Here is a 26,999-nt window from a genome sequence, read left to right on the forward strand (position 1 = left end):
AGACAAAAAACGAGCAAAGCGAGGAACTTTGCCCCCGGACCGGGGTTGAAGGCTCTCCAGCCGGAGATGTCATTGCGGTGAAATTCCAAAAGTCGAATGAGCTCTATCCCTCCTCCTCCGTAACACGCGGGCGCGCCTTCCGTCTTCCCGACATGTCCGCGGCGAGGATAGCGATCGAAAACGTCACGCCCGAAATCAATGCGGGCAGGTTTCCCGCCAAAGCCATCCAAACGGAGGACTTCGTCGTTGAGGCGGATATTTTCAGCGATGGTCATGATGTCCTTCAGGCCGCGCTCGTGCTCGACCGAGGAGGCAAATCGGTTGAATATCCAATGCGCCTTGTTGACAACGACAGGTGGGAAACTCGAGTACAGCTCGCTGACCTTGGCCTCTACAAATACACCATCGTTGCGTGGAGGGATCTGTTTGCAAGCTGGTCGAAGGAAATCCGCAAGAAAATAGAGGCGGCGCAGGACGTTACGGTTGAGATAGTCGAAGGGCACGATCTCGTTCAATCGGCGCTCGCAGCCTTGAAGCGGGGAACGCGTTCGAAGCTAGACGAATATTCGAAGCGCTTGGCGGCCGCCTCGAATGATGAAGAGAAACTCGCGATACTGCTATCGGGGCAGCTGCTCGATGAGATGGCTCGCACCGGAATTAAATCCAATCTGAGCCGCTACGACAGAGAATTAGAGGTCATCGTCGATCGTTCACTGGCAGGTTTCGGAGCCTGGTACGAACTTTTTCCCCGGTCCCAATCCACGATCCCGGGAAGGCACGGAACGTTCGAGGATGTCATTCAAAGGCTGCCTTATGTGAAGCAGCTCGGATTTGACGTGCTATATTTTCCACCGATCCACCCCATTGGCACAACGAACCGCAAGGGGCCAAACAACAGTCTGATAGCAAGCCCTGGAGATCCGGGTAGCCCCTATGCCATTGGCGCGGAGGCAGGTGGACACGATGCCATACATCCGGAACTCGGGACGATCGAGGACTTCGAGCGGCTCGTCAGGGCTGCGTACGACGAGGGCCTGGAAATTGCATTGGATTTCGCCATCCAATGTTCTCCCGATCATCCTTGGGTGAAAGATCACCCCGAATGGTTCAATCGACGTCCCGACGGCAGCATAAAGTTTGCCGAGAATCCTCCCAAGAAATACGAGGATATCGTCAATGTGGAGTTTTATGGTAGCGGCAAGGAAGAGGTGTGGGCGGCTCTCCTGGACGTCGTGCTGTTCTGGATAGCGCGAGGCGTGAAGATATTCCGCGTCGACAACCCGCATACGAAACCATTTCCTTTTTGGGAATGGCTCATTGCCGAAGCACGCAGGGTCGATCCAGCGGTGATATTCCTTGCCGAAGCCTTCACTCGGCCAAAGATCATGGCCCGCCTCGCCAAGCTCGGTTTCACGCAATCCTACAGCTACTTCACCTGGCGGAACGAAAAACATGAATTGCAGGAATATCTGACGCAACTCACGCAAGGTGAAGCGAAGCACTTCATGCGCCCCAACTTCTTTGCCAATACGCCGGATATAAATCCATTTTATCTGCAGGGGAGCGGCAGGCCGGGCTTTCAGGTTCGTCTCATACTCGCGGCAACACTTGCAGGCAGCTACGGCATCTATAATGGATTTGAAATCTGCGAGGCAGCAGCTGTTCCCGGTAAGGAGGAATATCTCAACTCGGAAAAGTACCAGTTGCGAGAATGGAAGCTCGACGGGCCTGGGAATATCAGCGAAGACATTAGTCGGATCAATCGGCTTCGGCGCGAGCATCCGGCATTACGCTCCTATACAAGTTTGAAGTTTTATAATGCCTGGAATGATAACATTCTGTACTACGGCAAGATCGACGGTGCGAGAGACAGTTTCCTCCTGTTCCACGTAAACCTCGACCCCAACAGTGCCCAGGAATTTCAGTTCGAGGTACCGCTGTGGGAGTTCGATCTTCCCGACGATGCCTCTGTCGAAGTGGAAGACCTTGTTCACGGAAACCGCTTTACCTGGCACGGCAAGGTTCACACCCTGCGTCTCGATCCGAACGTTCTTCCCTATGCCATCTGGCGGCTTTTCCCACCGGGCTCAGGTCGCTGACCATGGATGCATCTGTCAAGGAAAAGCCAGCGATCGATCGTACCCAGTCCGACTGGTACAAGGACGCGATCATTTACCAGCTCCATATCAAGGCATTTCAGGATACGAACGATGATGGAGTTGGCGATTTCGCGGGGTTGCTGAGGCGTCTCGACCACATCGAGCAGCTGGGTGCGAACACGATCTGGCTGCTGCCCTTCTATCCTTCGCCGCTTCGCGATGATGGCTACGACATCTCCGACTACAGAGCCATCAATCCGTCCTATGGCGACATGCGTGATTTTCGAAGGTTTATCACTGAAGCTCATTTGAGAGGCTTGCGTGTCGTGACGGAACTTGTGATCAACCACACATCCGATCAGCACCCGTGGTTCCAGCGCGCCCGCAGGGCGAAACCCGGCTCCAATGCCAGAAATTTCTACGTTTGGAGCGATACGGACAAGAAGTTCCCGGAAACCCGTATCATCTTCACCGATACGGAAAAGTCAAACTGGACGTGGGACGAGGTTGCCGGGGCGTACTTCTGGCACCGGTTCTATTCGCACCAGCCCGATCTCAACTTCGACAATCCGCGGGTTTTCAGAGAAGTCCTCAGGGCCATGCACTTCTGGCTGGAGATGGGTGTGGACGGATTGCGGCTCGATGCGATCCCGTACCTTGTCGAACGGGAAGGCACGAACAATGAGAACCTGCCCGAAACTCACGACGTGCTGAAGCGCATTCGCGCCGAGCTCGATGCGCATTACGGTGACCGCATGCTTCTTGCGGAAGCCAATCAATGGCCGGAAGATACACGGCCCTATTTCGGTGCAGGCGATGAATGCCACATGGGCTTTCATTTCCCGATCATGCCTCGGATGTACATGGCGGTTGCGCAGGAGGATCGGCATCCGCTGACCGATATTATCCGGCAGACGCCAGACATTCCTGAAAGCTGTCAGTGGGGCATCTTTCTCCGGAACCATGATGAGTTGACACTGGAAATGGTCACGGAAAAAGAACGTGACTATCTGTGGCAGACATATGCCGAGGACAGCCGCGCCCGCATCAATCTTGGAATCCGCCGCAGGTTGGCGCCTCTGATGCAGAACGACCGGCGCAAGATCGAGTTGATGAACTCCTTGCTTCTATCACTGCCAGGCTCACCCATTCTCTACTACGGTGACGAGATCGGCATGGGTGATAACTACTATCTCGGGGACCGGGACGGCGTGCGGACGCCCATGCAGTGGTCGAGCGACAGGAATGGCGGCTTTTCCCGCGCCGATCCGCAGAGGCTATATCTGCCGGCGATCTCCGACCCGATCTATGGCTTCCAGGCTATCAATGTCGAAACCCAGAATCGTGACACGTCGTCCCTCCTGAACTGGATGCGCCGGATGGTCGCGGTCCGAAAGGAACACCTAGCGTTTGGACGCGGTACAATGACCTTGCTGTACCCGCTCAACCGCAAAATATTTGCCTATGTACGGTCGTATGGCGACGAGATAATCCTTTGTGTCGCAAATCTTTCCCGTACGGCGGAGGCAGTCGAGCTTGATCTTTCGGCTTGGAAATCCTTTGTTCCGGTCGAACTGAATGGACGCTCCAGTTTCCCCCCGATCGGCGATCTTCCTTATCTACTCACCCTAAGTCCGTATGGGTTTTACTGGTTCCGCTTGGCTGACAAGGTTGATGCGCCTGCCTGGCACCAGCAGATGCCGGAAATATTACCGGAATTCGTTACCCTCACCGCACGTGACGGCCAGCTGAGTTCCGTTCTTGATGGACGGGAAAAACTCCAGTTGGAACGAGACGTCTTGCCGAAGTTCCTCCCGCTTCAACGGTGGTTCGGAGAAAAGGGCCAGAAGATCGAGAGCGTGCAGCTCGAAGCCATCGCAACCATTGGTAAGGAAAACTTTGCGCTTACCCGCGCGGAAGTTTCCGTCGGCGGTGAGGTGCAGAATTACTTCATTCCCTTGTCGGCGCGGTGGGGCGAGGAAAATCTGGCATTTGGTTCTCCGAAGCTCTCTTATACGATGGCCAAGTTGCGGCACGGGCCGAAGGTCGGGGCCCTGCTGGACGGAGCCCAGGATGAAGCATTCGCGGCCGCAATCGTCCAAGCATTGCAGAATGCCGAAGCGAACGAAACAGATGGTCTCATGTTCCACTGTTCTCAAAAACTCAGGCTCTCGGACACGCTCCCGGCGCCGCGCCTCCTCATGGCCGACCAGAGCAATGTTTCCCTGGCGTTCGGAGATACCATTCTGCTCAAGCTGTACAGGCGGTTGAAACCGGGACTACAGCCTGAAGTAGAGATGGTGCGTATGCTAACCGAACGGACGGGCTTCGAGAACACCCCGGCCTACCTCGGACATATCGAGGCCACAGGACCAGACGCGGGCCCTGCGACCATAGCGGCAGTCTTTGCGTTCGTCAGAAATCAAGGTAACGCATGGGAGGGCATTACCAGCGCTATGAAACGGATCGCCGATGAGGCGATAACCGGCTCAATACCGGATCCTTTGCCGGAGTCGATGCCCGACCATTCGCTTTTGCCTGTAAATGTCGGTGAATTGCTGGGGCGCCGCACTGCCGAGTTACACCAGGCACTTGCAAGCCCGGTCGATGATCCGGCCTTCGTGCCGGAGGAAATTACCCCGGCATATGTTCGGTCGGTCGTCAAAAGCGCCTTGGCAGACGTCGACGGACTGTTTGACCGGCTGCGGGGTAGCCAGCCGGCACTTGCTCAAAGTGAGCAGCTGGAAGTCATCCTTTCGGGCCGCGAAAACCTCGTCGAGACAATTCGCGACCTTGAGAAGTTACCTCCGTCCGGAGGTTGCTCGAGGATCCATGGGGATTATCATCTCGGCCAAGTGCTGGTTGTTGAAAATGATCTGATGATCATCGACTTCGAGGGTGAGCCGGGCCGGCCTCTTGAGCACCGGCGGCGCAAAGCCTCACCGCTGGTCGACGTGGCGGGAATGCTGCGGTCCCTCGACTACGCCGCCGAGTCCGTTGTCGCTGAGAGCCTGTCTACGGTAGGTGCAACGGCAAACCATCCGGTTCTCAAATGCCGCGACGCAATGACGGCGTCGTTCTTGTCCGCATATCACGAGCACATGTCTGGCAGCGTCACCTATCCCGAACAGACAGAATTCTCCAAGCGCCTGCTACAGGTGTTCCTGATCCAAAAGGCCTCGTATGAAATCGTCTACGAACTGGACAACCGCCCGGCCTGGCAGCACATCCCCTTGCGTGGCCTGGCGAAGCTCTTGAAGGACGGTGACCGATGAACCTGCGCCCTCAAGAAATCGAGGCGATCCTGCGCGGGCGTCACGAAAATCCCTTCTCCATCCTGGGCATGCATCGCGGCGACGATGACCTTATCTATGTAAACGCGTTCGCTCCGCAGGCAGCAACAGTTGAAGTCATTGAAAAAGCGTCCGATGCGCCTTTGGCCAAGTTGGTCCGCCTCAGCGACGAGGGTTTCTTTTCGGGCCCTGTAGCAAACAGGAACACAAGATTCCCCTATCTCTTGAGATTTGGCGCCGGCGATCAAAGCTGGACCTCGGAGGACCCCTTCCGGTTTCCTCCACTCCTCGGTGATCTCGACGACTACCTGTTCGCCGAGGGAAAGCACTTTGACCTTTATCGCCGCCTTGGCGCCCATCCTTGTACCCTTGAGGGCGTGGACGGCACGGCCTTTTCGGTATGGGCACCGAATGCCCGGAGAGTAAGCGTCGTCGGTGACTTCAACGCCTGGGACGGAAGGAGGCACCCAATGCGCAAACGCCTGGGGTCAGGCATCTGGGAAATATTCATTCCCGAACTGGCTCATGGTGCGCGGTACAAACTCGAAATACTCGGCGTCCACGGAGAGATCATGCCGCTCAAGGCAGATCCCGTATCGCTGTCTCAAGAAGCGCCTCCCGCAACTGCTTCAATTGTGACGGGGATCCCGGATCATGACTGGGGTGACAAAAATTGGCTTGCCGAACGAGCCAACCGGCAATCGGTTTCCTCGCCGATATCCATTTATGAAGTTCACCTCGGCAGTTGGCGGCGCGATGAAAATAACCAGCTCCTGAACTATGACGAGCTTGCAGACTATCTCGTTGACTATGTCACAGACATGGGCTTCACCCATGTCGAACTCATGCCGGTCACGGAGCATCCTTTTACCGGCTCCTGGGGTTATCAGCCGATCGGCCTTTTTGCACCAACCAAGCGCTTCGGAACGCCTCAACAATTCTGCCAGTTCGTAGACCGCCTTCACCGCGCCGGTATCGGGGTCATCGCCGATTGGGTGCCTGCCCATTTTCCTTCCGACACGCATGGACTTGCGCGCTTCGACGGTACGGCGCTCTACGAACATGAGGATCCGCGACTGGGCTTTCACCAGGACTGGAACACGCTCATCTATAATTTCGGCCGTACCGAGGTGGCCAATTTCCTGCAGGCGAGTGCTTTATACTGGCTGGATACTTTTCACATCGACGCACTGCGCGTCGATGCCGTCGCATCGATGCTCTATCTCGACTACAGCCGAAAGGAGGGCGAATGGATACCCAACAGGCTTGGCGGCAATCACAATCTGGACGCTGTTGATTTTTTAAGAACCACGAACGAGAACGTTCACGCGCGCCACTTGGGAGCGCTTACGATAGCCGAGGAGTCCACCGCATGGCCGGGCGTCAGCCGCCCGGTAAGGGATGGTGGCCTGGGCTTCGATTTCAAATGGAACATGGGCTGGATGCACGACACGCTCGAGTACATGAAGCGCGATCCGATCCATCGCAGATTTCACCACTGGGAAATGACGTTCGGATTGCTTTACGCCTACAGCGAAAACTTCGTGTTGCCGCTTTCGCATGACGAAGTCGTCCATGGAAAGGGTTCGCTTTTGCAGAAGATGCCCGGCGACCCGTGGCAGAAGTTCGCCAACCTGCGCGCCTATCTCGCTTTCATGTGGGCGCATCCTGGAAAGAAGCTGCTTTTCATGGGCGGAGAGTTTGCGCAGGAACGCGAGTGGAACCATGACCACTCCCTGGATTGGCACCTGCTTGCGGATCATTCGCATCGAGGAATTCAGGATCTGGTGCGGGATCTCAATAGTACCTACCGGAATAATGGCGCGCTGCACGAACTCGACTGCGACCCGGACGGTTTCGAGTGGATAGAGCAGAATGATGCCGACAGAAGCATTTTTGCCTTTCTTCGCAAGGGGAAGAATGGGAGCCCGCCTATACTCGCGGTTTGCAACATGACGCCTGTTCCGCACACTGACTACCGCATCGGCGTTCCCCTTCACGGAAGGTGGACGGAGATACTCAATAGCGATGCCGAACGGTATGGGGGTTCGAATGTCGGCAATTGCGGGGGACTGGATGCTCAGGACATCCCGTCGCACGGAAGACCTGCATCTTTGTCAATGACGTTGCCTCCTCTGGCGACAATAATGTTCCGGCCGGAAAGGCATCATGGTTAGACAGAGATCAACGGTAAGAGCAGGATCGTCCTTCCCGCTCGGGGCGCATTGGGATGGAGCAGGCGTAAACTTCGCCATCTTTTCTGCCAATGCCACAAAGGTCGAGCTCTGCCTGTTCGACAGCGCCGGACGCCGGGAACTGGAGCGCGTTGCTCTGCCAGAGTACACGCATGAGATCTGGCATGGGTATCTTCCCGATATTCGCCCCGGACAATTATACGGCTACCGCGTTCATGGTCCGTATGCGCCCGAAGCAGGGCACCGTTTCAACCCAAACAAGCTGCTCCTTGACCCGTACGCTCTGGCGTTCCACGGCGAAATAAAATGGCATGATGCAGTGTTTGGCTACCGCGTGGGCCATCCGCGCCAGGATCTTACCTTGGATCGCCGGGATTCCGCCTTCGTCATGCCAAAGTGCGTGGTGGTTGATCCCGCCGTCACCTGGGGTCCTGATATACGGCCGAATGTCCCTTGGTCAGAAACAATTATCTACGAGGCGCATGTCAAGGGCATGACCGCCCGCTATGAGGCTCTGCAAGAGCATATGCGGGGAACCTTTGCCGGTCTGTCCGACGAGCGCGTGATCGAGCGCCTCGTCAAGCTCGGTGTGACCTCGATCGAACTTTTGCCGATCCAGTCATTCTTCAATGACCGCTACCTGGTCGAGCGCGGCTTGACCAATTATTGGGGCTACAACACCGCCGGCTTCTTCGCTCCGGCCGCGCGGTACATCTCTCCTGGCGGGACCATACATGAATTCAAATTCATGGTGCGAAAACTGCACGAAGCAGGTTTGGAAGTCATTCTCGACGTCGTTTACAACCATACCGCAGAGGGCAATGAACTCGGCCCTACATTGTCGTTCCGCGGCATCGACAATGCGAGCTACTACATGCTCGGCGACGACCCTCGTTTTTACTTCGACACGACCGGATGCGGCAATACGGTCAACCTGAGGAATCAGCGCGTCCTGCAAATGGTCATGGATTCCCTGCGATACTGGGTCCAGGAATGCCACGTGGATGGATTTCGCTTCGATCTTGCCTCTGCTCTCGGTCGAGACCGCGCAAGTTTCGACCACGATGCAGTCTTCTTCGAAGCCGTCAGGCAGGATCCCACACTCTCGATGGTCAAGCTTATCGCAGAGCCTTGGGACATGGGTCCCGAAGGATACCAGCTTGGCAATTATCCCCCGGGATGGGCGGAGTGGAATGATCAGTTCCGGGACACGGCACGATCATTCTGGAAGGGCGATGAAGGCGTGGCGTCGGCGCTCTCCAGCAAATTACTCGGATCTGCCGAGCTGTTTGAAAAGCGTGGACGACGCCCTTGGGCGAGTGTGAACTTCGTGGCGGCACATGATGGATTCACCCTGCGGGACCTTGTCAGCTACAACGAAAAACACAACGAAGCCAATGGCGAAGATAATAATGATGGGCATTCGGCGAACTTCAGCTGGAACTGTGGCGTCGAAGGCGAGACCGACGACGCCAATGTTCTCGACTTGCGTGATCGCCTCAGGCGAAGTCTCCTTGCGACAGTGTTTCTATCGCAAGGAACGCCGATGTTGCTGATGGGCGATGAGCGCGGGCGATCGCAGCAGGGCAACAATAATTCCTACTGCCAGGATAACGAGACGACCTGGCTAGATTGGAGCGAGCCCAGCGACCGCGACCATGCCTTCATGGAGTTTGTCCGCGAGATCATCGCCATCCGCAGGGCTCGTCCTTTGCTGCGGCAGGAAAAATATGTTCACGATCAACCAGCCGACGGAAACAGCCTGGCGGAGCCAGAATGGTTGAGACCAGATGGCAAGCGCCTGGAAATCTCCGACTGGGAAGACCCTCAAACAAGGAGCATGGCGCTCCTCCTGTCGCGGCAAGGAGAACGGCTCTGCGTCCTGCTCAACGCTCATTTCGATGAGGTAACGTTTGAACTTCCGCCAACAGAACATGGCAAATGGCTAGTTCTGGCCGATACGTCTAACGGCGAAGCGTCAGTGGCTGGTGTCCGTGGGATCGATGGAGACGCGCTTCCTGTTTCCGGACGATCGCTGATCCTGCTCGAGGACCGGAAATGAAACAGGCCAACCTGCGAACGGAGCGCGCAACATACTCCTGGGGACCACAGAAGATTGCAGACGATCAGGTTCGCTTTCGCTTGTGGGCTCCGGACTGCCAGTCGATAAGCGTTCAAATTGGCGATCGAGATCTTTCCATGCAGAACGCCGGAGACGGCTGGCACGAGATCGTCGCAAACGGTGTCACACCCGGCTGCGAATACTTGTTCCTCCTCCCAGATGGCTCGGTGGTTCCCGACCCGGCAAGCCGTCGTCAGGCAGGTGACGTTCACGGACCCTCGGTGGTCGTCGATCATAGTGCCTATCGCTGGACCAATTTGGAATGGCAGGGGAGGCCGTGGGAGCAAGCGGTCATATACGAATTGCACATGGGCACCTTCACCGCAGAGGGAACATTTCGTGCTGCGATAGAAAAACTGCACTTGCTTTCAGAGCTGGGAATTACTGCGGTAGAAGTGATGCCCGTCGCCCAATTCGGTGGCAGACGCGGATGGGGTTACGACGGCACGCTGCTTTTCGCGCCTCACAACGAGTATGGCACGCCGGAAGACATGAAAGCCTTTGTTGATGCCGCCCATGGCTATGGAATCATGGTTTTTCTAGACGTCGTCTATAATCACTTCGGTCCGGAAGGGAACTATATCGGAAACTACGCATCAGCCTTTTTTGATCCCGCCCGTCAGACCCCTTGGGGCTCTGCCATCAATTTCAGCCAGCCAGCGGTGCGTGATTTCTTTATCGACAATGCGCTCTACTGGCTTGCAGAGTTCCGGCTGGATGGGCTGCGTTTCGATGCGGTCGATCATCTGGCGGATAACGAGTCCGAGGTAGAGATCCTTGTCGAGCTTGGGCAGCGCATTCGCGCCGCTTTTCCAGAGAGGGAAATCCATCTGACGACGGAAGACAACCGCAACGTCACGTATCTGCACCGCCGTGAAAGCGGCCTACTGCACACTGCCGAGTGGAATGATGATTTCCACAGTGTTGCGCACGTGATTGCAACAGGGGAGACCGAGGGACACTACAAGGATTTCGTTGCGGACAGGTGGACCAAGCTGGCCCGTGCGCTGGCGGAGGGCTACGTCTACCAAGGAGAGATTTCCAGCCTATCGGGCCGCCCGCGCGGAGAACGAAGCGCCGGTCTTCCCCCGGTCGCCTTTGTGGATTTTCTGCAAAACCACGATCAGATCGGCAACCGGGCTTTGGGTGAGCGGCTGACCTGTCTCACCAATCAAGAAATGCTGAAAGCTTTCACCTCGATCCTGATGCTATCGCCGCAGATGCCGCTGCTTTTCATGGGCCAGGAATGGGGCGAGACGCAGCCATTTCAGTTTTTCACGGATTTCAGCGGCGAACTCGCAGACGCGGTGAGGGAAGGACGCAGGCGCGAGTTCGCCAACTTCTCGGCTTTCAACAAGTGTGAATCAGGAACGGATACCATTCCAGATCCGAACGACCCAGGAACATTTCGTAATTCGAAAATCAACTGGCATGGGCGAGAGGAGGGAAAGGGTAGGGCATGGCTTCTGTTTTTCCGTGAACTTATCACGCTGCGCAGGACGCACATCGTTCCGTTGCTGGAAACAACCGGCGGCAGTGCCGGGCGTATTCTCAAGGCGCAAGATGGAGCGGTCGCCGTCGAATGGCAATTGAGCGAGACGGCGATCTTGAGACTCTTTGCAAACCTTTCAGATGATCGCCGCGAATTCGACAGCCTTCCCCGCAATCCACTGTTCAGCTGTGTTCCAGCGGACCTCGAGGTGAACGAGACATCTCTACCGCCGTTGTCAGTTGTGGTTGCGCTTGAGCAGGAAAGCCGTAAGGCATGACCTCCAGGATCGACCTTTTGGCAGCGCAGCATGGTATCTCGAGAGAATATGAGGGTGCTGACGGTGTCAGAAGGCTTGCCCCCCATGATACCAAGCTCAAGTTGTTGAAGGCGTTGGGAGTCGACCCGGAAACCCCTGGAGGGGAAGCGCACCTCGGGTCAACAGATTGCCCGCATCAGGAATCATTGCGGTGCTTCCTGCCAGACTGGCTTGAAAGCGCCCGTTGCTGGGGCATTTCGCTGCAACTGTATGAGCTTCGTTCGGCACGAAACTGGGGCATCGGCGATTTTGCCGATTTGCTCAAGGCAATCCAGCTGTTCGCAAACGCCGGCGCGGATTTCATCGGGCTAAACCCGCTACACGCCTTGTTCCTCGCCGAGCCGGAACGCAACAGCCCGTTCTCCCCTTCCAATCGCCGCTTCCTGAACCCGCTTTATATATCTGTTCCAAACGTCCCGGGATATCAACCCGTGGCCGATGAGCTCGAAGAGTGTGAAAGAATAAGGGAGGGCGATCTTGTCGACTATGGTGGGGTCGCTGCGCTCAAGGTTCGTGCACTGCGCCGATTATGGGCTCGGTGGCGCGACGAAATCGGCGCGAGAGAGTTGGCTAAAGACTTTGAGCGCTTTCAGGACGATAATGGTCCTGAGTTAAGGGCCCACGCGCTGTTTGAGAGCCTTTCTTCGGAAATGACGCGGAGGGGTCACGGGGCGGGATGGAAAAGCTGGCCAAAGCAGTTTCAGAACCGGGAAACCCCTGCCGTCCGGTCCTATGCCTCGACACATGCTGGCGATGTCAATTTCCATATGTGGTTGCAATGGCTGGCAAAACAACAATTGGACGTTGCGCAAAAGGAAGCTCGCAGACTCGGCATGCGAGTGGGTCTTTACCTCGACTTTGCCGTTGGAGAAGCGCCGGACGGCTCGGCGACATGGATCAATCGCGACGCCTATATCGAGGGCTTCAACATAGGGGCACCGCCGGACTTTTTCAGCGCTATCGGCCAAGACTGGGGCCTTGTGCCACCGTCCCCGGCTGCTTTGCTGAATCCGCACGGGACTTGGGCCAATCTTCTGGGCCGCACCATGTCAAACGGCGGGGCGCTGCGACTTGACCACGCCATGTCGCTTAGGCAACTTTTCCTTGTGCCCAACGGCGAACCTGCATCTTCGGGCACCTACCTGCGCTATCCGTTTCGAATATTGCTGGAACACCTCGCGAAGGCTTCGCTCGACCAGAGCTGTATGGTCATTGGAGAGGACCTCGGCAACGTGCCGGGAGGATTCCGCGAGGAAATGGAACGCGCAGCAGTCCTTTCCTACCGCGTTTTCTGTTTTGAAAAGGAAGGCACTTCATTCGTGCCGCCCGAACGATATCCGCGTCTGGCCCTTGCTTGCCTGTCCACCCATGACTTGCCCACGCTGCGGGCCTGGTGGGGATGCGATGACATTGCCCTGCGTCAAGAGCACAACCTCATCGATCAAAAACAGGCCGCTGCGCAGACGGAACAGCGTTTGTCAGAACGCGAGAGTTTGCTGGAGATCATGGCGCGCTATCACTTGATCGACCCGCTGAGCGCTGCCGAAGTGACCGGACGTATCAGGGACGTGGCGTTTCCATTACCGGACACTGTCATGATCGCAGCCCATTGCTTGATTGCGAGGACGCCCTCCTTGCTGGTCAGCATCAGGCTGGCGGACCTGACGGGCGAAGAGCATCCTACGAACTTGCCCGGAACCGATCCATCCATCTATCCGAATTGGCGCCGGAAGAATTCCATTGATCTGGATGAGCTCGCCGGAGGGGAGCGGTTCAGGTCACTCGTTGCGGCGGTGAACCAGGAGCGGCCGAGGTGAAAAGATGATCCCGATCGCAACCTACCGCCTGCAGTTTCGCAATGGCATGACCTTTAGCCGTGCCTGCTCCCTCATCCCCCACTTGAAAGAGCTCGGAATAAGCCATCTCTATGCCTCGCCAATTTTCACAGCCGCAACCGGCTCGACCCATGGATATGACGTTGTCAACTGCAATGAAATCGATCCGGCGCTTGGAGGACAGCAAGGGTTCAACCGACTTCACGCAGAGTTGCTAAAGCACGGTATGGGGATCATTCTCGACATTGTTCCCAACCACATGGCGGCCTCTCTTGAGAACCCCTGGTGGTATGATCTGATTGAATGGGGTCAAAGAAGCCCCTACAGCGGCCATTTCGATATAGACTGGCGATCAAGGCTGAGCCTGCCGGTGCTTGACAGGCCGTTCACGCAATTGGTGAGCGCCCGAGAGGTCGCGCTGGTTCTTGCAGACGATCATGTTATTGCGATTGAAGCTGCAGGTGGGAAATATCCCCTCAGCCCGCAGAGCTATGCTGTGGTCTTTGAAACACTGGAGAGCCCGGTTGGTTCGCAGCTCATCCAGGCTGCCACCGAGGCGACACCGCGTGGAACCGCGAGCTTCCACGCCAGAATAAACAATGTCCTATCCACGCCGTCGGCAAGGAACGTCACCTTATCGTTTCTCGAGCACCTCTCGTCGGACGAGAAGATGATGGAGCGCATCCATGACGCGCAGCCATGGCATCTGATCCCGTGGCGCGATGCTTCGAGGCACCTGAACTACCGGCGTTTTTTCGACATTAACGGCCTTGTAGGCCTAAGGGTTGAAGACCCTGGTGTGTTCGAGGACGTCCACCAGTTGGCTTTCAAGCTCATTGATGCCGGGCAGATAGACGGACTGAGGATAGACCACATCGACGGTCTGGCAGACCCAACGGACTATCTGGCGCGGCTGCGGGATCGCATCGGAAAGGACAAGTATCTGATCGTTGAAAAGATACTTCAGCACGATGAAACTTTGCCGGCCGAATGGCCGGTCGACGGGACGACAGGTTATGAATTCATCGCTGCGGCAGCGGACGTGTTTGTCGACCCCGCCGGATGGTCCGCGCTTGGCGACGCATATGCCTCGACGCGAGACGAACCTTTGGACATCGTCGCCGAAAAAAGAAGAGCCAAGCTTCAGCTATTGCGCCAGAATTTTCAAACTGAGTTGTCCGCGCTTGCCGCTCTTGCGGCAAAATTGTCCGGAGGCACATCCGGTGGACAGAATCCAGAGGCGTTCGAAGCCGCCATCGCAGAGCTTATTGCGGCGTTCCCTGTTTACCGCACCTATGGTACCCGCGGAGGGATGACGGACCGCGACGCCGAGCTAATCGACGACGTGACCGCAGCCGCTTCAAAAGCGAACTTGGCCTCTGATCCTGAAACATTGTGGCAGGTTGTTACCTTGCTTAAGCGCTGCGACGATGACCGGTCGTGGGAATTACGCAAGAGATTTCAGCAATTGAGTGGACCAGTCATGGCCAAGGCAGTGGAGGATACGCTTTTCTACAGACACAATCAGCTCCTGGGCTTAAACGAAGTTGGAGGTGAGCTGACACCAGATACCGCAGGAGCGCAGCATTTTCACCAACTGATGGTCCAGCGTGTCGTCTCGCGCGATCACTCGCTGTCGGCCACCTCAACCCACGATACGAAGCGAGGTGAGGATGCGCGTGCATTGCTTTACTCACTCAGTGATGCGCCCCAACGCTGGATCGACGGATTTCAGCGATGGCGGCAAATGAACGACGCTCTGCGCCAAACAGAATGTGCAGTTCCAGACGCCAGCGATGAATGGTTTATCTATCAAGGGCTCGCCGGTGTCTGGCCATCACGAACGTCCGGTGCGGGGGGATGGTCTCAATTTCAAAGCCGTTTTGCGCAATATCTGGAAAAGGCAATGCGCGAGGCCAAGCTCCATACATCATGGCACGAAGTGAATGCGCCGTACGAGGATGCCATGCAGAAGTTTGTCGCGAAGATTCTGGGGGATGCACGTTCCAGTTTTGTCAAAGATTTCGAAACCACTCTGCGGCCGTTCGAGGACGCTGGGCGCATCAAATCCCTTGCTCAGACGCTGATGAAGATTACCGCCCCAGGAGTTCCGGACTTCTACCAGGGAACCGAGCTATGGGATTATAGCCTCGTCGATCCCGATAATCGCCGGCCACTGAGCGAGAATGTGATCTCCGCTCGGACGGATGGATCCGCGGTAACAATCGCCAAGCGGGAAATCATTATTCGGGCCTTGGAGTTCAGGTCGAAAAATTTGACGCTCTTTGAACTTGGGGAGTACCGCGCCCTTGAGATCGAAGGCGGTCATCATGGAAAATACTTCGCCTTCTTACGCGAATACCAAGAGGCAATTGCAATTACACTCGTCACTGTGTCGCCGCTTGCGGAGGGATCTGCACCCGTCACTCTCGACCTGCCCCCACAGTATCATGCGAGGCGCTTCACCGACATCATTTCAGGCAAGACCGGCATTGAAGCAGGCCGGGAAGTCGCGGAGATTCTTGCCGAATCGCCCGTTGCGCTACTCGTCTCAATTTAGTGGCTGATGCGATGAACTTTTCCTCGTCTCGGTAGTTCGGAGCCAAGAAATATCATGTGAGGATTGTGAAAATGGAAGACGAAAAGAATAACCGCCTCAAGACCCGCGCATACGAACTGTGGGAAAAGCAGGGCAGGCCGGAAGGGAAGCACGAAGAACATTGGCAACTAGCAGAGAAAGAGTTCAGCAGCGAAGAGGGATTTACGACTTCGGAAACTCCTCATGACGGGGCAGGAACAGGTCAAGCACCTTCCGAGCCCCTGGAGCAGACTAAGCGGAGGTCCCGAAAGACAATCATCTGAACAGCTTTTTCTATGGTGGGAGGTGCCCCTACCTGTAACGTTGCCCCGAAATCGGCATTCGCGCGGAGTGCGTCAGGGCTGCGCCCTTCGCCTGTTTCTTAGGAACAAAACGGCGCTCCTTTTCATTGTACCCTAGCGACGAAAATAGGGAGCGCAATATCCATGGAAGCTATAGGCGTGCAGGTTCATCCCGAACGGGGCGGCAAAGATGGTTACACAGTCGAATTCATTTCCGGCGGAGGCGATGTGGCTGCTATCACCTTGAGAGCTTCGCCGGATCGCGACATCAATCGTCTGTCTGCCATCAAAGTCGCGAAAGAATTGATGGCTCAACTGGCGAAAAACGCACCCGACGAAGAAATTTCAGGCGAAGCGGGTGCCACCCGCAAGAGTGCTCGGACGGCAGGAGACAAGCAAGCTTTGGAAGAACAGCTCGACGAGGGCCTGGAAGATACATTCCCCTGCAGCGATCCCGTGTCAGTCGTGACCTCCACCGTTTCTGGTTCCAAGGATTAGCTGGCAGCTTCAAACTGGCAGCCTATCACTCGTGTATGGTGAACTTGACGGTTCCGTCCGCTCCGGGACCCACCAGGCTAATATGGAGGACCTCACCATCCTCAAGCCTGAGACTGACCGCTGAAGCATTTTTGAACTGTTGCAGAATTTCCGGTGCGATGTTGGTTATAGCTCCGACCGGGCTTCTTTCCTTGAGCGCGTCTCCCTTGTCGCCAATCGTATAAGACACAGTAGTCTCCGTGTCCCTGTCGAACAGGGTCCCTGTTCCTGATGCGTTGGTAACCTGAGCCATCGAGGTTCCTCTTTTCGATTCTGAACGCAAGCTTTCAACACTTGGAAAGGCGTTCTGTTCCAGCCTGCTCCCCTGGTGAGCAACTGATCCGACACTTGGCAAAAAACGCCGGAACCTCATTTCCCAACAAACGTTGCGCCTTGATCGGACAGAAAAAGAGGTATGTGACATGTCAACCTATCCCACCCCCCCATTTCCCTCCCAACCCCAACCAATGCCAGGTCTGACGGGCGCTATGGATCCCGTGCCGGACCACGGAGAAAACTCCTACAAGGGCGCGGGCCGGCTGGTCGGCAAAAAGGCGGTCATCACCGGCGGCGACAGCGGCATTGGACGCGCCGTCGCGATCGCCTATGCAAGGGAGGGAGCAGACGTGTTGATCGCCTATCTTGACGAACACGAGGATGCACAGGAGACCAAACGTTTCGTAGAGGAGGCCGGACGCAAGGCCATCCTTATGGCTGGAGATATCCAGTCATCGGCCCATTGCCGCTCCATTGTCGAGAAAGCCGTATCGGAACTCGGTGGCATCGATATTCTTGTAAACAATGCTGCGCATCAGGCAAGCTTCAACGACATTGGCGAAATCTCCGACGAGGAGTGGGAGCTTACCTTCAAGGTCAACATCCATGCGATGTTCTATCTTACCAAGGCCGCGGTGCCACACATGCGCCCTGGCAGCGCTATTATCAACACCGCATCGATAAATGCAGACACTCCGAGCCCTTCGCTCCTTGCCTATGCGACGACGAAAGGTGCCATCCAGAATTTCACAGCCGGCCTCGCGCAGCTCCTTGCGGAGAAGAATATCCGCGCCAATGCTGTTGCGCCCGGTCCCATCTGGACGCCGCTCATTCCTTCGACCATGCCCGATGAGGCTGTGAAAAACTTCGGAAAACAGGTGCCAATGAAGCGCCCGGGTCAGCCGGCTGAGCTTGCAACTGCCTATGTCATGCTCGCGGACCCCGCATCCAGCTACGTGTCGGGTGCAACGATTGCGGTAACCGGCGGCAAGCCCATTCTTTGAACACGAAGCTCGGTCGCGAGTGCCTGCTCGTTCTCCGATCTAGGGATCGAAGGAACATTCCGGAGCTACGCGAGTTCGGCCAGCAACCACAGGAGAACTAACATGAAGATATACGCAATCGGCGCCATCGCTCTCGTCCTGGCTGCACCCGCTTATGCACAGTCTGCAGCCGAGAAAACGGGTGTCAATTCATTGGCGGGCGTCGCTCCGAAAACAGAAGATTTTGTTCTTGAAGCAGCGTCAAGCGACATGTTCGAAATCGAGTCGAGCAAACTTGCCGTTGAGCGCGCAGATGCGTCGACGAAAACATTCGCGCAACAGATGATCGATGACCATCAGAAAACATCGATGGAAATGAAGCAGCTTGTCGAAAGCGGTAAGGTCAAGGCAGCGATTCCCGCCGCCATGACGGCCGCACAGCAGGAAACCCTCGACAAACTGAAGAGCCTGCAGGGTGCTGACTTCACCAAACAGTATCATGCTGATCAAGTCGACGCGCATGAGGACGCCGTTGATCTCTTCAAGCGGTACGGCGAGGAAGGCGAAAATGCGGATCTGAAAGCGTGGGCCGCCAAGACTCGTCCTGCCCTGGAGCATCACCTCCACATGGCGCAAGAATTGAACAAATAGCTTTATCTGCGGAGAGAACGTCCAGGCGGAGTATCGGTTACGCTGCCTTTGTGCGTTCCCTCGGCTCCGCCCCCGGCATTTGACGTTCCTGAAACAGCGCGGCTATCAGGTCGGACTGCGTCACGATGCCGACGACGCGGTTGTCTGCGTCGACGACCGGCATGTGATGCAAGCCCATGTCGGCCATAGGCGGTACAAGCTTGGCAATCATTGTCTCGGGCAGTGCAGACTGTACCTTTCGCGTCATGATATCGCTGACCACGTGCTTCGGTTGCCGCGCTAGCCTCAACGTCGTTCCGACACGCATTCGCCAGCCAAGATGAAGGCGGCCATCCTCGGCAAGGAGCGATGCACGCATGAAGTCCGTCTGGGTGACTATGCCCACTAATTCTCCATTATCCCCAGTGACTGGCAGCGCTTTGATACGATGATCGATGAGGAGCCGCCATGCCTCTCGTAAGGCCGTTCCGGGCCGCACGGTGGCAACATCTCTGGACATGATATGCGAGCAAGTGATCTCGCCTGACCGTCTCTCGTAAGCGCGAATTTGAGCTTGGTGTAGCAAAGCGTCAAGCTCGTCTGGACTGACATTTACGATTTCGTCATATTGCGCAAGCACCTCCTGCAGATCGCTTGGAACAAACCCGATCCGCTCGGAGGGAACCGGATCCGTTGTCTTGTGAGGACTCACGGGCTTCGCTGGCGCAAGATGTGGATACCGGCGGCCCGTCAAGTTGTTAAAAAGCAAGGCTGCGCCCAGCAAAAGCAGCGAGTTCAACCCGACCGGCCAAAACACGAAGGCATATCCCTCAGCGTGTAGTGCGGGGCCGCCCAAGACAGCGGTCAGAGCCACCGCGCCGCTAGGAGGATGCAAGCAGCCCAGCGCGAGCATCAGACCGATCGCCACGGAAACGGCAAGCGCCGAGGCGACGATCGGGTCGGTTACAAACAATGCGAAAGTCACGCCAACGAGCGCCGAAAGAACGTTTCCACCAAGGATGGACCAAGGCTGCGCCAATGGACTTGTTGGAGCGGCAAAGAGGAGAACCGCTGATGCCCCCATTGGCGCGATCAAAAGCGGCAGGTTAACGTCCGGGCCAAGTGCCAGCTTACTGGTGAAGCCCGTCAGCATGATACCGACGAGAGCACCAACACAGGCCCTTATCCGCTCGGTCGGACTGGTTGGCGCAACAGAAGGGCGCAGGCGCTTGAGTGTGCTGAAAAGCATCGGGATTCAATCTGAGATGTGGGGCGCGGTTTCTGGCGGCGCTATCGCGGGAGTCGCGGGGATTGCCTAAAGTCATAGCAGGCAGGCTATATTTTCGGCAACGGTAAAACTTCCTCATTTTGGCCGGATCGAAGAAATGAGTTTCCACGCGTTGCCCGAAGAGAGAAAACCCTGATCAATTGGAAGAGCAGATGTGGTCAGAGGTGGATGGAACGGCCCGGTGCCGCCTCTACAACAAAGTCATCGCGCATCTGTGGGATTGGGAGTGTCGACAGCGCTCGGTGGTTTCTTTTCCACATCAAGAGGTGCTTCGGCACCGACCTCCGGCGTCTCGGGACCGACGATCGGGGCTGCGCGACGATCTTGAACGTAAAGATAGAAGCCTCCAGCAGTTACAGCGACTATTGCTGCGAAGACAACTGCGTATGTTTGCCATCGTTTCAACATCAGCGAGCTCCTTGAAGGTACTCTAACTCGCACTTGTCTGTATCGTTCCAGAGAACCGGAATCGGCCGGCGTGCTGCTGCAGCTAGCCGAAGTGATTCAGGTCAGGAACTGACGAATTATCAGGCCGACGGCAGCGACGGAGATAACGCCTGCGATCCACAGACCGACAAACCACAAGATGCGGCCGAGCCACATGCGACCGCCGGTCAATGGTATCCCTCTTCAGGATCGATCTTCCCGCGGAACACCCAATATGCGTATCCAGTGTAGGCAAGAATTATCGGTATCAAAACAACAGCGCCGACCAGCAGGAAAATTAGACTGCTGTCGGGTGCCGCTGCTTCCTCGATGGTCAATGCACCGGGGACAATATAGGGATAGAAGCTGATCCCCAAACCGGCGTAGCTGAGTACGAAGAGGCCAAGCGCTGCAAGAAATGGCTGCAAATGCTTGTCTTGTGTCAATCCGTGCCACAACGCGACAGCACACATGGCCACGAGCAATGGCACGAACGCTGAGAAGAACGCGGTAGGCCAGCCGAACCATCGCTCGAAGTAGAGATGGTTGATGAACGGTGTCCAAAGCGAAACGACGGCAATAAGCACCAGGAGAGCGACGCCAAGGGCCATGGCCATTCTCCGTGCTCGGTGCTGGAGCTCCCCCGTCGTTTTCAAATTCAGCCAAGTTGCTCCCAGCAACGCGTAGCCAACAACAACGGCAACTCCCGTCAGAATTGAAAACGGTGTCAGCCAATCCCACCAACCACCGGCGTAGGAGCGATTTTCGATCTTGATGCCCTGAACCAGCGCCCCCAAGGCTATGCCCTGCATCATTGCCGCGACGGAGGAACCAAGCCAGAAGCCGCCATCCCACAGACGGGAATCAGGCCCGCTGCGCCAGCGGAACTCAAAAGCGACGCCACGAAATATCAGCCCCAGGAGCATCAGAATGATTGGCATGTAAAGCGCAGGCAACACCGTTGCGTAAGCGAGCGGAAATACGGCCATAAGGCCCCCGCCGCCCAGCACCAGCCATGTCTCGTTTCCGTCCCATACGGGCGCTATCGAGTTGGTCATCACGTCGCGGTCATGGCGATGCGGAAAGAGCGGAAACAATATGCCCACTCCAAGGTCAAACCCGTCGAGCACAACATAAGCCAGTACCGCAAAGGCGATAATCGCTGCCCAGATTATTGGAAGGTCAATGGACATTCTCGCCTCCCATCGGATCGTCTTGCGCCGGGCCCGGCGTCGTGCCTGCCGCCCGAGTGGGTCCCCTGTCGAGTTCGGGGTCCTCAGTGAGTTCCGGCACGCGCCGCATCAGCTTTAGCAGGTAAAACGTGCCGGTACCGAAGACAATAAAATACACTGCGATGAATGCCAGCAAAGACGTTCCCACCGCAGGTGCCGACACGGGGGAGAGACTGTCGCTCGTACGCAGCAGGCCGTAGATCGTGTACGGCTGTCTGCCCACCTCAGTAGTATACCATCCAGCCAGTACGGCGACAAAGCCGGACGGGCCCATGATGAGTGCTGACCGAAGGAGAGCTCTATTGGAATAAAGCGATCCTTTCGCACGTGCATAGAGCGACCAGATCCCGAGAGCAAGCATCAGGAAACCTATGCCGACCATGACCCGGAACGTGATGAACGGCATCAGCGCCGGAGGACGGTCCTGCCGCGGCCAGTCCTTCAGACCCTGCACTCTCCCATTCAGATGATGCGTCAAGATCAGCGAGCCGAGCTTTGGTATTTCTAAGGCATAGCGCGTTACTTCGGCTTCATCGTCAGGGATTCCGAACAGGATGAGGGGAGCGCCGTTCTCGTGTGTCTCGAAATGCCCTTCCATCGCAGCGATTTTGGCTGGCTGATGCTCCAACGTGTTTAAGCCATGCTGATCGCCTACAAAGATTTGAATGGGAGTTACGATGGCTGCCATCCACATCGCCATCGAAAACATGATGCGGGATTGGCGGTTCTCCTCGTTGTGGAGGAGATGCCATGCACCCACGCCACCGACAGCGAATGCTGTCGTCAGGAATGCCGCGAGTACCGTGTGAGTCATCCGGTAGGGAAACGACGGGTTGAATACGATTGCCCACCAATCCTCAGGCACGAAGCTGCCGGCTGCGTCGATACTAAATCCGGCGGGCGTATGCATCCAACTGTTGGCTGATGTGATCCAAGTGGCCGAGATGAGTGTTCCCACGGCAACCGCAACGACAGCTACCATGTGCATTGTATCGCCTACCCGCTTGCGCCCGAAGAGCGCAATGCCAAGAAATCCTGCCTCCAGGAAGAAGGCGGTCAGAACCTCGTACCCCATCAAAGGTCCGATGACCGCGCCGGCCTTGTCGGAGAACCGGGCCCAGTTCGTACCGAATTGATAGCTCATCACAATACCCGAGACGACGCCCATGCCGAAGGTAATGGCGAAGATCGTTTTCCAGTATTCGAACAGCTTCAGATACGCCTCGTCGCGTTTCCACAGCCACAGGCCATTTAAAACGGCAAGAAAACTGGCAGTTCCAATTGAGAATGCCGGAAAAAGGAAGTGGAATGAAACGGTAAACGCAAATTGGAGCCGCGCCAGCATTTCGGCTGTAAGGCCAAGAAAGGTCATGGATATCTCCACACGATTTGCTTGCTCTGGCGTGACTGCGTAAAGCGTATCACGACTCGCGTCTGTATTGGATCACCATTTCAAAGGAACTTGCCTAGCGCCATTAGTCTTTTTGTCACGACTGTCATACTGTCACGCCTCCACGGCAAAAACGCGGAGGAGGTCGTCGGAGGATGAGGGTTGTAATGGTGGCAAGTTTTCGCGCCAGCCATTTTGTTATCAGCCATGGAACTCCAAGCTATGAAGTGGCGTTCAGCGCGGTATGGAGGACGTTCATTTCAAAGCCGTCGCGATAGAGGCTGCCCATCCTGAGGAGATCAGGTGCGTGCGCACTGCCAAAGAGGCGTACGAGTGCCTGGTTAATGAATGGCATGACCGGCGTCGTGGTCCCGCTTACGCACGTGCAAAACTTGCATGTATGGGTGCAATGGACGGAAGTTCATCCGCCGATGAGGCAAGAGCAGCATTCATCGATGCCGCATCGGAAGCCGATATACTGGTGGCAACACATACCAGGGTATTCAACGCTATCCTGCCTGGGTAACCAGTCCTTCGCGTATCTCGATGCCATCGCTACCACCCTGCGCGATGAACGATGCCTCAGTCTCGAGCCATGTCCCAAGCGGCATGTCGCAGGTGCTACAGTAAATCACCGTTGAGTTTGTGATCCCGTTCGGGATGTGGAGATATATGACACCGCAGTCTCGGCACAGAAGCTTGAAATTAAATCTCTGGGGCATGTCGCGTGCTCCCTTGGATCGGCGGGAGCGTTGCATCTCTCAAGCGCTGGGGTGCCGTTGCGTGGTCCAGCGACGCCAATCATTAAAAAACTGAAGCATGCCTGCGTCAATGGCATGTCTGCTTGCGGACAGTCAGTGACCTACCCTTTTTGAGCGAAGCATCGCCGGGTGGATCAGGTCTTCACATCTGGAAGTTATCTCCTCAGGCTGGCGGTACGCTGCCAATACCGAGCTCCAGCAGGGTCCGTGCCGCTATGAGGTGACGAATGCCCAATCTGACCTCCTCGGGCTCCCACCCGGCATCCATCGCCTCGGCAGAAAGTTTGAAGAAGTTGGGGGTGTTGTAGAGTTCGTTGAATCGCATTTGCATGGCTTCTTCGCAGGCAACATCCCGGTCCGGATGATCGTAGGGCAGCTTCGGCAATTTGATGGGCATGACTGAATTCCTTGTAATTGGGTCAACCTTTCCTGAAATTCCTCCAATCGAGATAGGTTCCTTGTCGCCTGTCCAAACAGGAGCGTTCCTACAGCTCTATGCTCGGTGCCACATCCTTCGCATGTAGCCGGAACCAACAAGCTTCACCCGTGTTGTGTTCCTGCAAAACCACACGGTGAGGGCGGCAAGGGAATGGAAATAAAGCCGAGTAGCAGGACGAACGAATATATCGTCGAGTTCGAAAACGAGGACGGGGCGAGCGTCTCGATTGTCGTGGAAAATGATAACCCGGGGGGTTACGACGAGGATTATCTCATCGGCAAGGCACGTGCCATGCTGGCTCGACGAGAGGCGGACGGCAATCTCCAGCCTGAAATGACGCACCAGCAACCAGCCCAACCCGAAGGTCCAGTCCCAAAACCCAATCCGTTGCTTGAAGAACAGGGTCAGGACGGAAACGTTGTTCGGGTAAAAGGTGAGGGTTTCATTGAGCCCTGAGCTGCTCACGCAAAATAGCGGGGTTTGAGCCGGTCTCGTTAACCTTTAATCGCTTGACGACTCACGCAGACTCAGTTGAATTTACGCTTTAATCGTAGAAATTGGATTTAGAGCGTTTATGCTGTCTCCAACTGAAAAAGACCAGAGTCACCGGACCGGCAAGAGGGTGCGCTCGCTGACGCGTCTGGTGGAGGCAGATGCTGATCTCCTGAGCGCGCAGCTGCAGGAGCTGCGCTCACGGGCTTTCCCGCCTACGGCAGAAAAGCAACTTCGAAAGTTCACATCCGGCGAGGCTGCCAAGCTGATCGGTATAACGGACGCCTATATACGGCATCTATCGCTGGCAGGCGAGGGCCCGGAAGCGGAAAAGACCTCTGGTGGGCGAAGGCTCTATTCGCTTGAACAGGTTCATGAAATCCGCCGTTACCTTGCGAAATCGAAGAAGAGCTATCTTCCAATCCGCCAGGCCAATGAACATATGCAGGTCATTGCCGTCACCAACTTCAAGGGCGGTTCCGGCAAGACAACGACTGCGGCTCACGTGGCGCAATATTTTGCCATGCGTGGCTATCGCACACTCGCGATCGACCTTGATCCGCAGGCTTCGCTCTCTGCTTTGTTTGGAATCCAGCCGGAATTTGACCTTGAGGACAATGATACGATTTATGGTGCGATCCGCTATGATGATCAGCAGCGCCCGCTGACAGATATCATTCGCAAAACCTATTTCCATGGACTCGATATTATTCCGGGCAATCTGGAACTGCAGGAATTCGAACACGACACGCCACGCATACTTGCCGAGAAGAGGCGCGGCGCCGAGCGCCTTTTCTTCTCGCGTATTGCCGGTGCGCTGGCAACAGTTGACGATCGTTACGACGTGGTCGTCCTTGACTGTCCACCCTCGCTGGGCTTCCTGACACTCTCGGCATTATGCGCAGCGCGCAGCGTTCTCGTCACCATCCATCCGCAAATGCTCGATGTTGCCTCCATGTCGCAGTTTTTGCATATGACAGCTGGATTGCTCGATGTGGTCGAGCAGGCGGGCGGAGACGCTGACTATGATTTCTTTCGGTATGTCATCACACGCTATGAACCGAGCGATGGCCCGCAAGGACAGATTGTCGGGTTGATGAAGAGCCTGTTCGGAGAACGTGTGCTGACCAACGCTTTGCTCAAGTCGACTGCGATTTCGGATGCGGGCCTGACCAAGCAGACGCTGTACGAAGTAGGCCGCGAATATTTTACTCGCGCAACCTATGACCGCGCTATCGAGGCACTCGATGCGGTCAACCTGGAGATTGAAGATCTTGTGCGCGAAGCATGGGGCCGTGCGCCATGAACAAGCGGAGAGATGCCCTTAAAGCAATGATGACGCCTATAAACGAGGCGTCGCAGAACGAGCACCGATTGGCGAAGCCGGCGCAGAAGTCCGGATCGTTGAAAGCCATGGGTCTGTCACTGCAAAGTCTCTCCGACGATGCCGAAGATGCACAGGCTTTACGTGAACAACTTCAGTCCGGCGAATATGTCGTCGACATCGACCCGAAATTGATCGATGCGTCGTTCATTCGCGATCGGCTCGAAGATATTGATACAGCTGACTTCGAAGAGCTGAAGGCGAGTATTGAAGAGCACGGGCAGCAGGTGCCGATCCTGGTGCGGCCCCATCCCCAAAGTGCAGATCGCTATCAGGTCGCCTATGGCCACCGCCGCCTCGCTGCACTGCAAGCCCTTGGCCGCCCAGTGAAAGCTGTCGTGCGCGATCTTTCCGACGAGGACCTGATCGTCGCTCAGGGCAAAGAAAATCTGGAGCGCAAGGACCTATCATTTATCGAGCGGGCGCTGTTTGCCGCAAGACTTGAGGCGCACGGGATCGAGCGGCAGGCGCTCATGGCCGCCCTGTCGGTGCACAAAGGCAACTTATCTACCATGATCGCTGTCGCCAATTCGCTGCCATTAGAGTTGATCGAGGCGATTGGAGCTGCGCCCAAGGTAGGCCGGCCGCGCTGGGAGCAACTATCGCAACTGCTGCGGCAAACGTCAGAATATTGGAAGGATCGGGTGGACATGGAACGGTTCATGCGACTCGATAGCAATGCGCGCTTCGCGCTGCTCCTGAAAAGCCTGACGCCGAAGAGGAAGTCAGGCACCTATCTCTATCCGCTCAAATCCAGCGATGGGGTGTCTTTCGCCCAGATCGAGCAGAACGGTAGCAAGACCAAGGTGACCGTTGATGAGGCAATAGCCCCGGAGTTCGGTAGCTACTTGATAACCCACCTGCCGGATCTCTACGCTGCCTATTTGCGCGGCGGGGAGAGTGAACCGCGTATTAGAAAACTCTAACGG

22 protein-coding genes are annotated in these 26,999 nt (G+C 56.2%); 15 read left to right on the plus strand and 7 right to left on the minus strand.

What is annotated here, in order from left to right; all coding sequences use genetic code 11:
- Nucleotides 1–77: 77 nt before the first annotated feature.
- The 9 genes from CU100_RS19725 to CU100_RS19765 all read left to right on the plus strand — a co-directional run bounded on the left by CU100_RS19725 (nucleotide 78) and on the right by CU100_RS19765 (nucleotide 16,730).
- Nucleotides 78–2,099 carry an alpha-1,4-glucan--maltose-1-phosphate maltosyltransferase gene (locus CU100_RS19725; protein WP_245419137.1) on the plus strand — a complete coding sequence of 674 codons (2,022 nt, stop codon included), beginning with the start codon at nucleotides 78–80 and terminating at the stop codon, nucleotides 2,097–2,099.
- A gap of 2 nt (nucleotides 2,100–2,101) precedes the next feature.
- Entirely contained in the window at nucleotides 2,102–5,374 is a 3,273-nt protein-coding gene (treS, locus tag CU100_RS19730; RefSeq protein WP_106718297.1) for a maltose alpha-D-glucosyltransferase, read from the plus strand.
- Nucleotides 5,371–7,569, plus strand: coding sequence for a 1,4-alpha-glucan branching protein GlgB (gene glgB / locus CU100_RS19735; RefSeq protein WP_106718298.1), 2,199 nt, complete (start codon nucleotides 5,371–5,373; stop codon nucleotides 7,567–7,569). The genes treS and glgB overlap by 4 nt, the downstream gene beginning before the upstream one ends.
- Nucleotides 7,562–9,649 (plus strand): glycogen debranching protein GlgX, encoded by a 2,088-nt coding sequence (gene glgX, locus CU100_RS19740; RefSeq protein WP_106718299.1) that lies wholly within the window; start codon nucleotides 7,562–7,564, stop codon nucleotides 9,647–9,649. Before glgB ends, glgX begins: the two co-directional genes overlap by 8 nt.
- Nucleotides 9,646–11,478, plus strand: a complete 1,833-nt coding sequence (gene treZ / locus CU100_RS19745) for a malto-oligosyltrehalose trehalohydrolase (protein WP_106718300.1) — start codon at nucleotides 9,646–9,648, stop codon at nucleotides 11,476–11,478. The genes glgX and treZ overlap by 4 nt, the downstream gene beginning before the upstream one ends.
- Complete coding sequence (malQ, locus tag CU100_RS19750) at nucleotides 11,475–13,334, plus strand: 4-alpha-glucanotransferase (protein WP_106718301.1); 1,860 nt, start codon at nucleotides 11,475–11,477, stop codon at nucleotides 13,332–13,334. Before treZ ends, malQ begins: the two co-directional genes overlap by 4 nt.
- Before the next feature lie 4 nt (nucleotides 13,335–13,338).
- On the plus strand, nucleotides 13,339–15,912 hold the full coding sequence (treY, locus tag CU100_RS19755; protein ID WP_106718302.1) for a malto-oligosyltrehalose synthase: 2,574 nt from the start codon (nucleotides 13,339–13,341) through the stop codon (nucleotides 15,910–15,912).
- A 71-nt stretch (nucleotides 15,913–15,983) separates the two neighbouring features.
- On the plus strand, nucleotides 15,984–16,214 hold the full coding sequence (locus tag CU100_RS19760; protein WP_106718303.1) for a DUF2934 domain-containing protein: 231 nt from the start codon (nucleotides 15,984–15,986) through the stop codon (nucleotides 16,212–16,214).
- Nucleotides 16,215–16,376: 162 nt separating this feature from the next.
- On the plus strand, nucleotides 16,377–16,730 hold the full coding sequence (locus CU100_RS19765) for a hypothetical protein (protein WP_106718304.1): 354 nt from the start codon (nucleotides 16,377–16,379) through the stop codon (nucleotides 16,728–16,730).
- A 25-nt stretch (nucleotides 16,731–16,755) separates the two neighbouring features.
- Here the strand turns inward: CU100_RS19765 and CU100_RS19770 are convergent, their stop codons facing one another.
- Nucleotides 16,756–17,022, minus strand: coding sequence for a hypothetical protein (locus CU100_RS19770; protein WP_106718305.1), 267 nt, complete (start codon nucleotides 17,020–17,022; stop codon nucleotides 16,756–16,758).
- A gap of 169 nt (nucleotides 17,023–17,191) precedes the next feature.
- On the opposite strand from CU100_RS19770, the gene CU100_RS19775 reads away from it, so the two are divergent.
- On the plus strand, nucleotides 17,192–18,049 hold the full coding sequence (locus CU100_RS19775) for an SDR family oxidoreductase (protein WP_106718306.1): 858 nt from the start codon (nucleotides 17,192–17,194) through the stop codon (nucleotides 18,047–18,049).
- Between the two features lie 102 nt (nucleotides 18,050–18,151).
- Nucleotides 18,152–18,679 carry a DUF4142 domain-containing protein gene (locus tag CU100_RS19780; protein ID WP_106718307.1) on the plus strand — a complete coding sequence of 176 codons (528 nt, stop codon included), beginning with the start codon at nucleotides 18,152–18,154 and terminating at the stop codon, nucleotides 18,677–18,679.
- A 37-nt stretch (nucleotides 18,680–18,716) separates the two neighbouring features.
- On the opposite strand, the gene CU100_RS19785 is transcribed toward CU100_RS19780, so the two are convergent.
- The 4 genes from CU100_RS19785 to CU100_RS19800 all read right to left on the minus strand — a co-directional run bounded on the left by CU100_RS19785 (nucleotide 18,717) and on the right by CU100_RS19800 (nucleotide 22,976).
- Complete coding sequence (locus CU100_RS19785) at nucleotides 18,717–19,907, minus strand: HPP family protein (RefSeq protein ID WP_106718308.1); 1,191 nt, start codon at nucleotides 19,905–19,907, stop codon at nucleotides 18,717–18,719.
- Between the two features lie 240 nt (nucleotides 19,908–20,147).
- Nucleotides 20,148–20,354, minus strand: a complete 207-nt coding sequence (locus CU100_RS19790; protein ID WP_106718309.1) for a hypothetical protein — start codon at nucleotides 20,352–20,354, stop codon at nucleotides 20,148–20,150.
- A gap of 206 nt (nucleotides 20,355–20,560) precedes the next feature.
- Complete coding sequence (cydB, locus tag CU100_RS19795) at nucleotides 20,561–21,565, minus strand: cytochrome d ubiquinol oxidase subunit II (RefSeq protein WP_106718310.1); 1,005 nt, start codon at nucleotides 21,563–21,565, stop codon at nucleotides 20,561–20,563.
- Nucleotides 21,555–22,976, minus strand: a complete 1,422-nt coding sequence (locus CU100_RS19800) for a cytochrome ubiquinol oxidase subunit I (RefSeq protein ID WP_106718311.1) — start codon at nucleotides 22,974–22,976, stop codon at nucleotides 21,555–21,557. The genes cydB and CU100_RS19800 overlap by 11 nt, the downstream gene beginning before the upstream one ends.
- Nucleotides 22,977–23,238: 262 nt before the next feature.
- Between CU100_RS19800 and CU100_RS19805 the strand changes: the two genes are divergently transcribed.
- Nucleotides 23,239–23,520 carry a DUF982 domain-containing protein gene (locus tag CU100_RS19805; RefSeq protein WP_106718312.1) on the plus strand — a complete coding sequence of 94 codons (282 nt, stop codon included), beginning with the start codon at nucleotides 23,239–23,241 and terminating at the stop codon, nucleotides 23,518–23,520.
- On the opposite strand, the gene CU100_RS19810 is transcribed toward CU100_RS19805, so the two are convergent.
- Both CU100_RS19810 and CU100_RS19815 read right to left on the minus strand, forming a co-directional pair.
- The gene (locus tag CU100_RS19810) at nucleotides 23,504–23,716 is read right to left on the minus strand and encodes a hypothetical protein (protein WP_106718313.1); all 213 of its coding nucleotides are present in this window, start codon (nucleotides 23,714–23,716) and stop codon (nucleotides 23,504–23,506) included. The two genes, CU100_RS19805 and CU100_RS19810, sit on opposite strands and share 17 nt — an antisense overlap.
- 202 nt (nucleotides 23,717–23,918) lie before the next feature.
- Nucleotides 23,919–24,152 carry a hypothetical protein gene (locus tag CU100_RS19815; protein ID WP_106718314.1) on the minus strand — a complete coding sequence of 78 codons (234 nt, stop codon included), beginning with the start codon at nucleotides 24,150–24,152 and terminating at the stop codon, nucleotides 23,919–23,921.
- Between the two features lie 192 nt (nucleotides 24,153–24,344).
- Here CU100_RS19815 and CU100_RS19820 point away from each other — a divergent pair, with 192 nt between their 5' ends.
- The 3 genes from CU100_RS19820 (at nucleotide 24,345) to repB (ending at nucleotide 26,996) form a co-directional block, all read left to right on the plus strand.
- On the plus strand, nucleotides 24,345–24,650 hold the full coding sequence (locus CU100_RS19820) for a hypothetical protein (RefSeq protein ID WP_106718315.1): 306 nt from the start codon (nucleotides 24,345–24,347) through the stop codon (nucleotides 24,648–24,650).
- A gap of 118 nt (nucleotides 24,651–24,768) precedes the next feature.
- The gene (gene repA / locus CU100_RS19825) at nucleotides 24,769–25,992 is read left to right on the plus strand and encodes a plasmid partitioning protein RepA (protein ID WP_106718316.1); all 1,224 of its coding nucleotides are present in this window, start codon (nucleotides 24,769–24,771) and stop codon (nucleotides 25,990–25,992) included.
- Nucleotides 25,989–26,996 carry a plasmid partitioning protein RepB gene (gene repB / locus CU100_RS19830; protein WP_106718317.1) on the plus strand — a complete coding sequence of 336 codons (1,008 nt, stop codon included), beginning with the start codon at nucleotides 25,989–25,991 and terminating at the stop codon, nucleotides 26,994–26,996. Before repA ends, repB begins: the two co-directional genes overlap by 4 nt.
- Nucleotides 26,997–26,999: the final 3 nt, after the last annotated feature.

The organism is Phyllobacterium endophyticum, from assembly GCF_003010935.1.
Taxonomy (GTDB): domain Bacteria; phylum Pseudomonadota; class Alphaproteobacteria; order Rhizobiales; family Rhizobiaceae; genus Phyllobacterium; species Phyllobacterium endophyticum.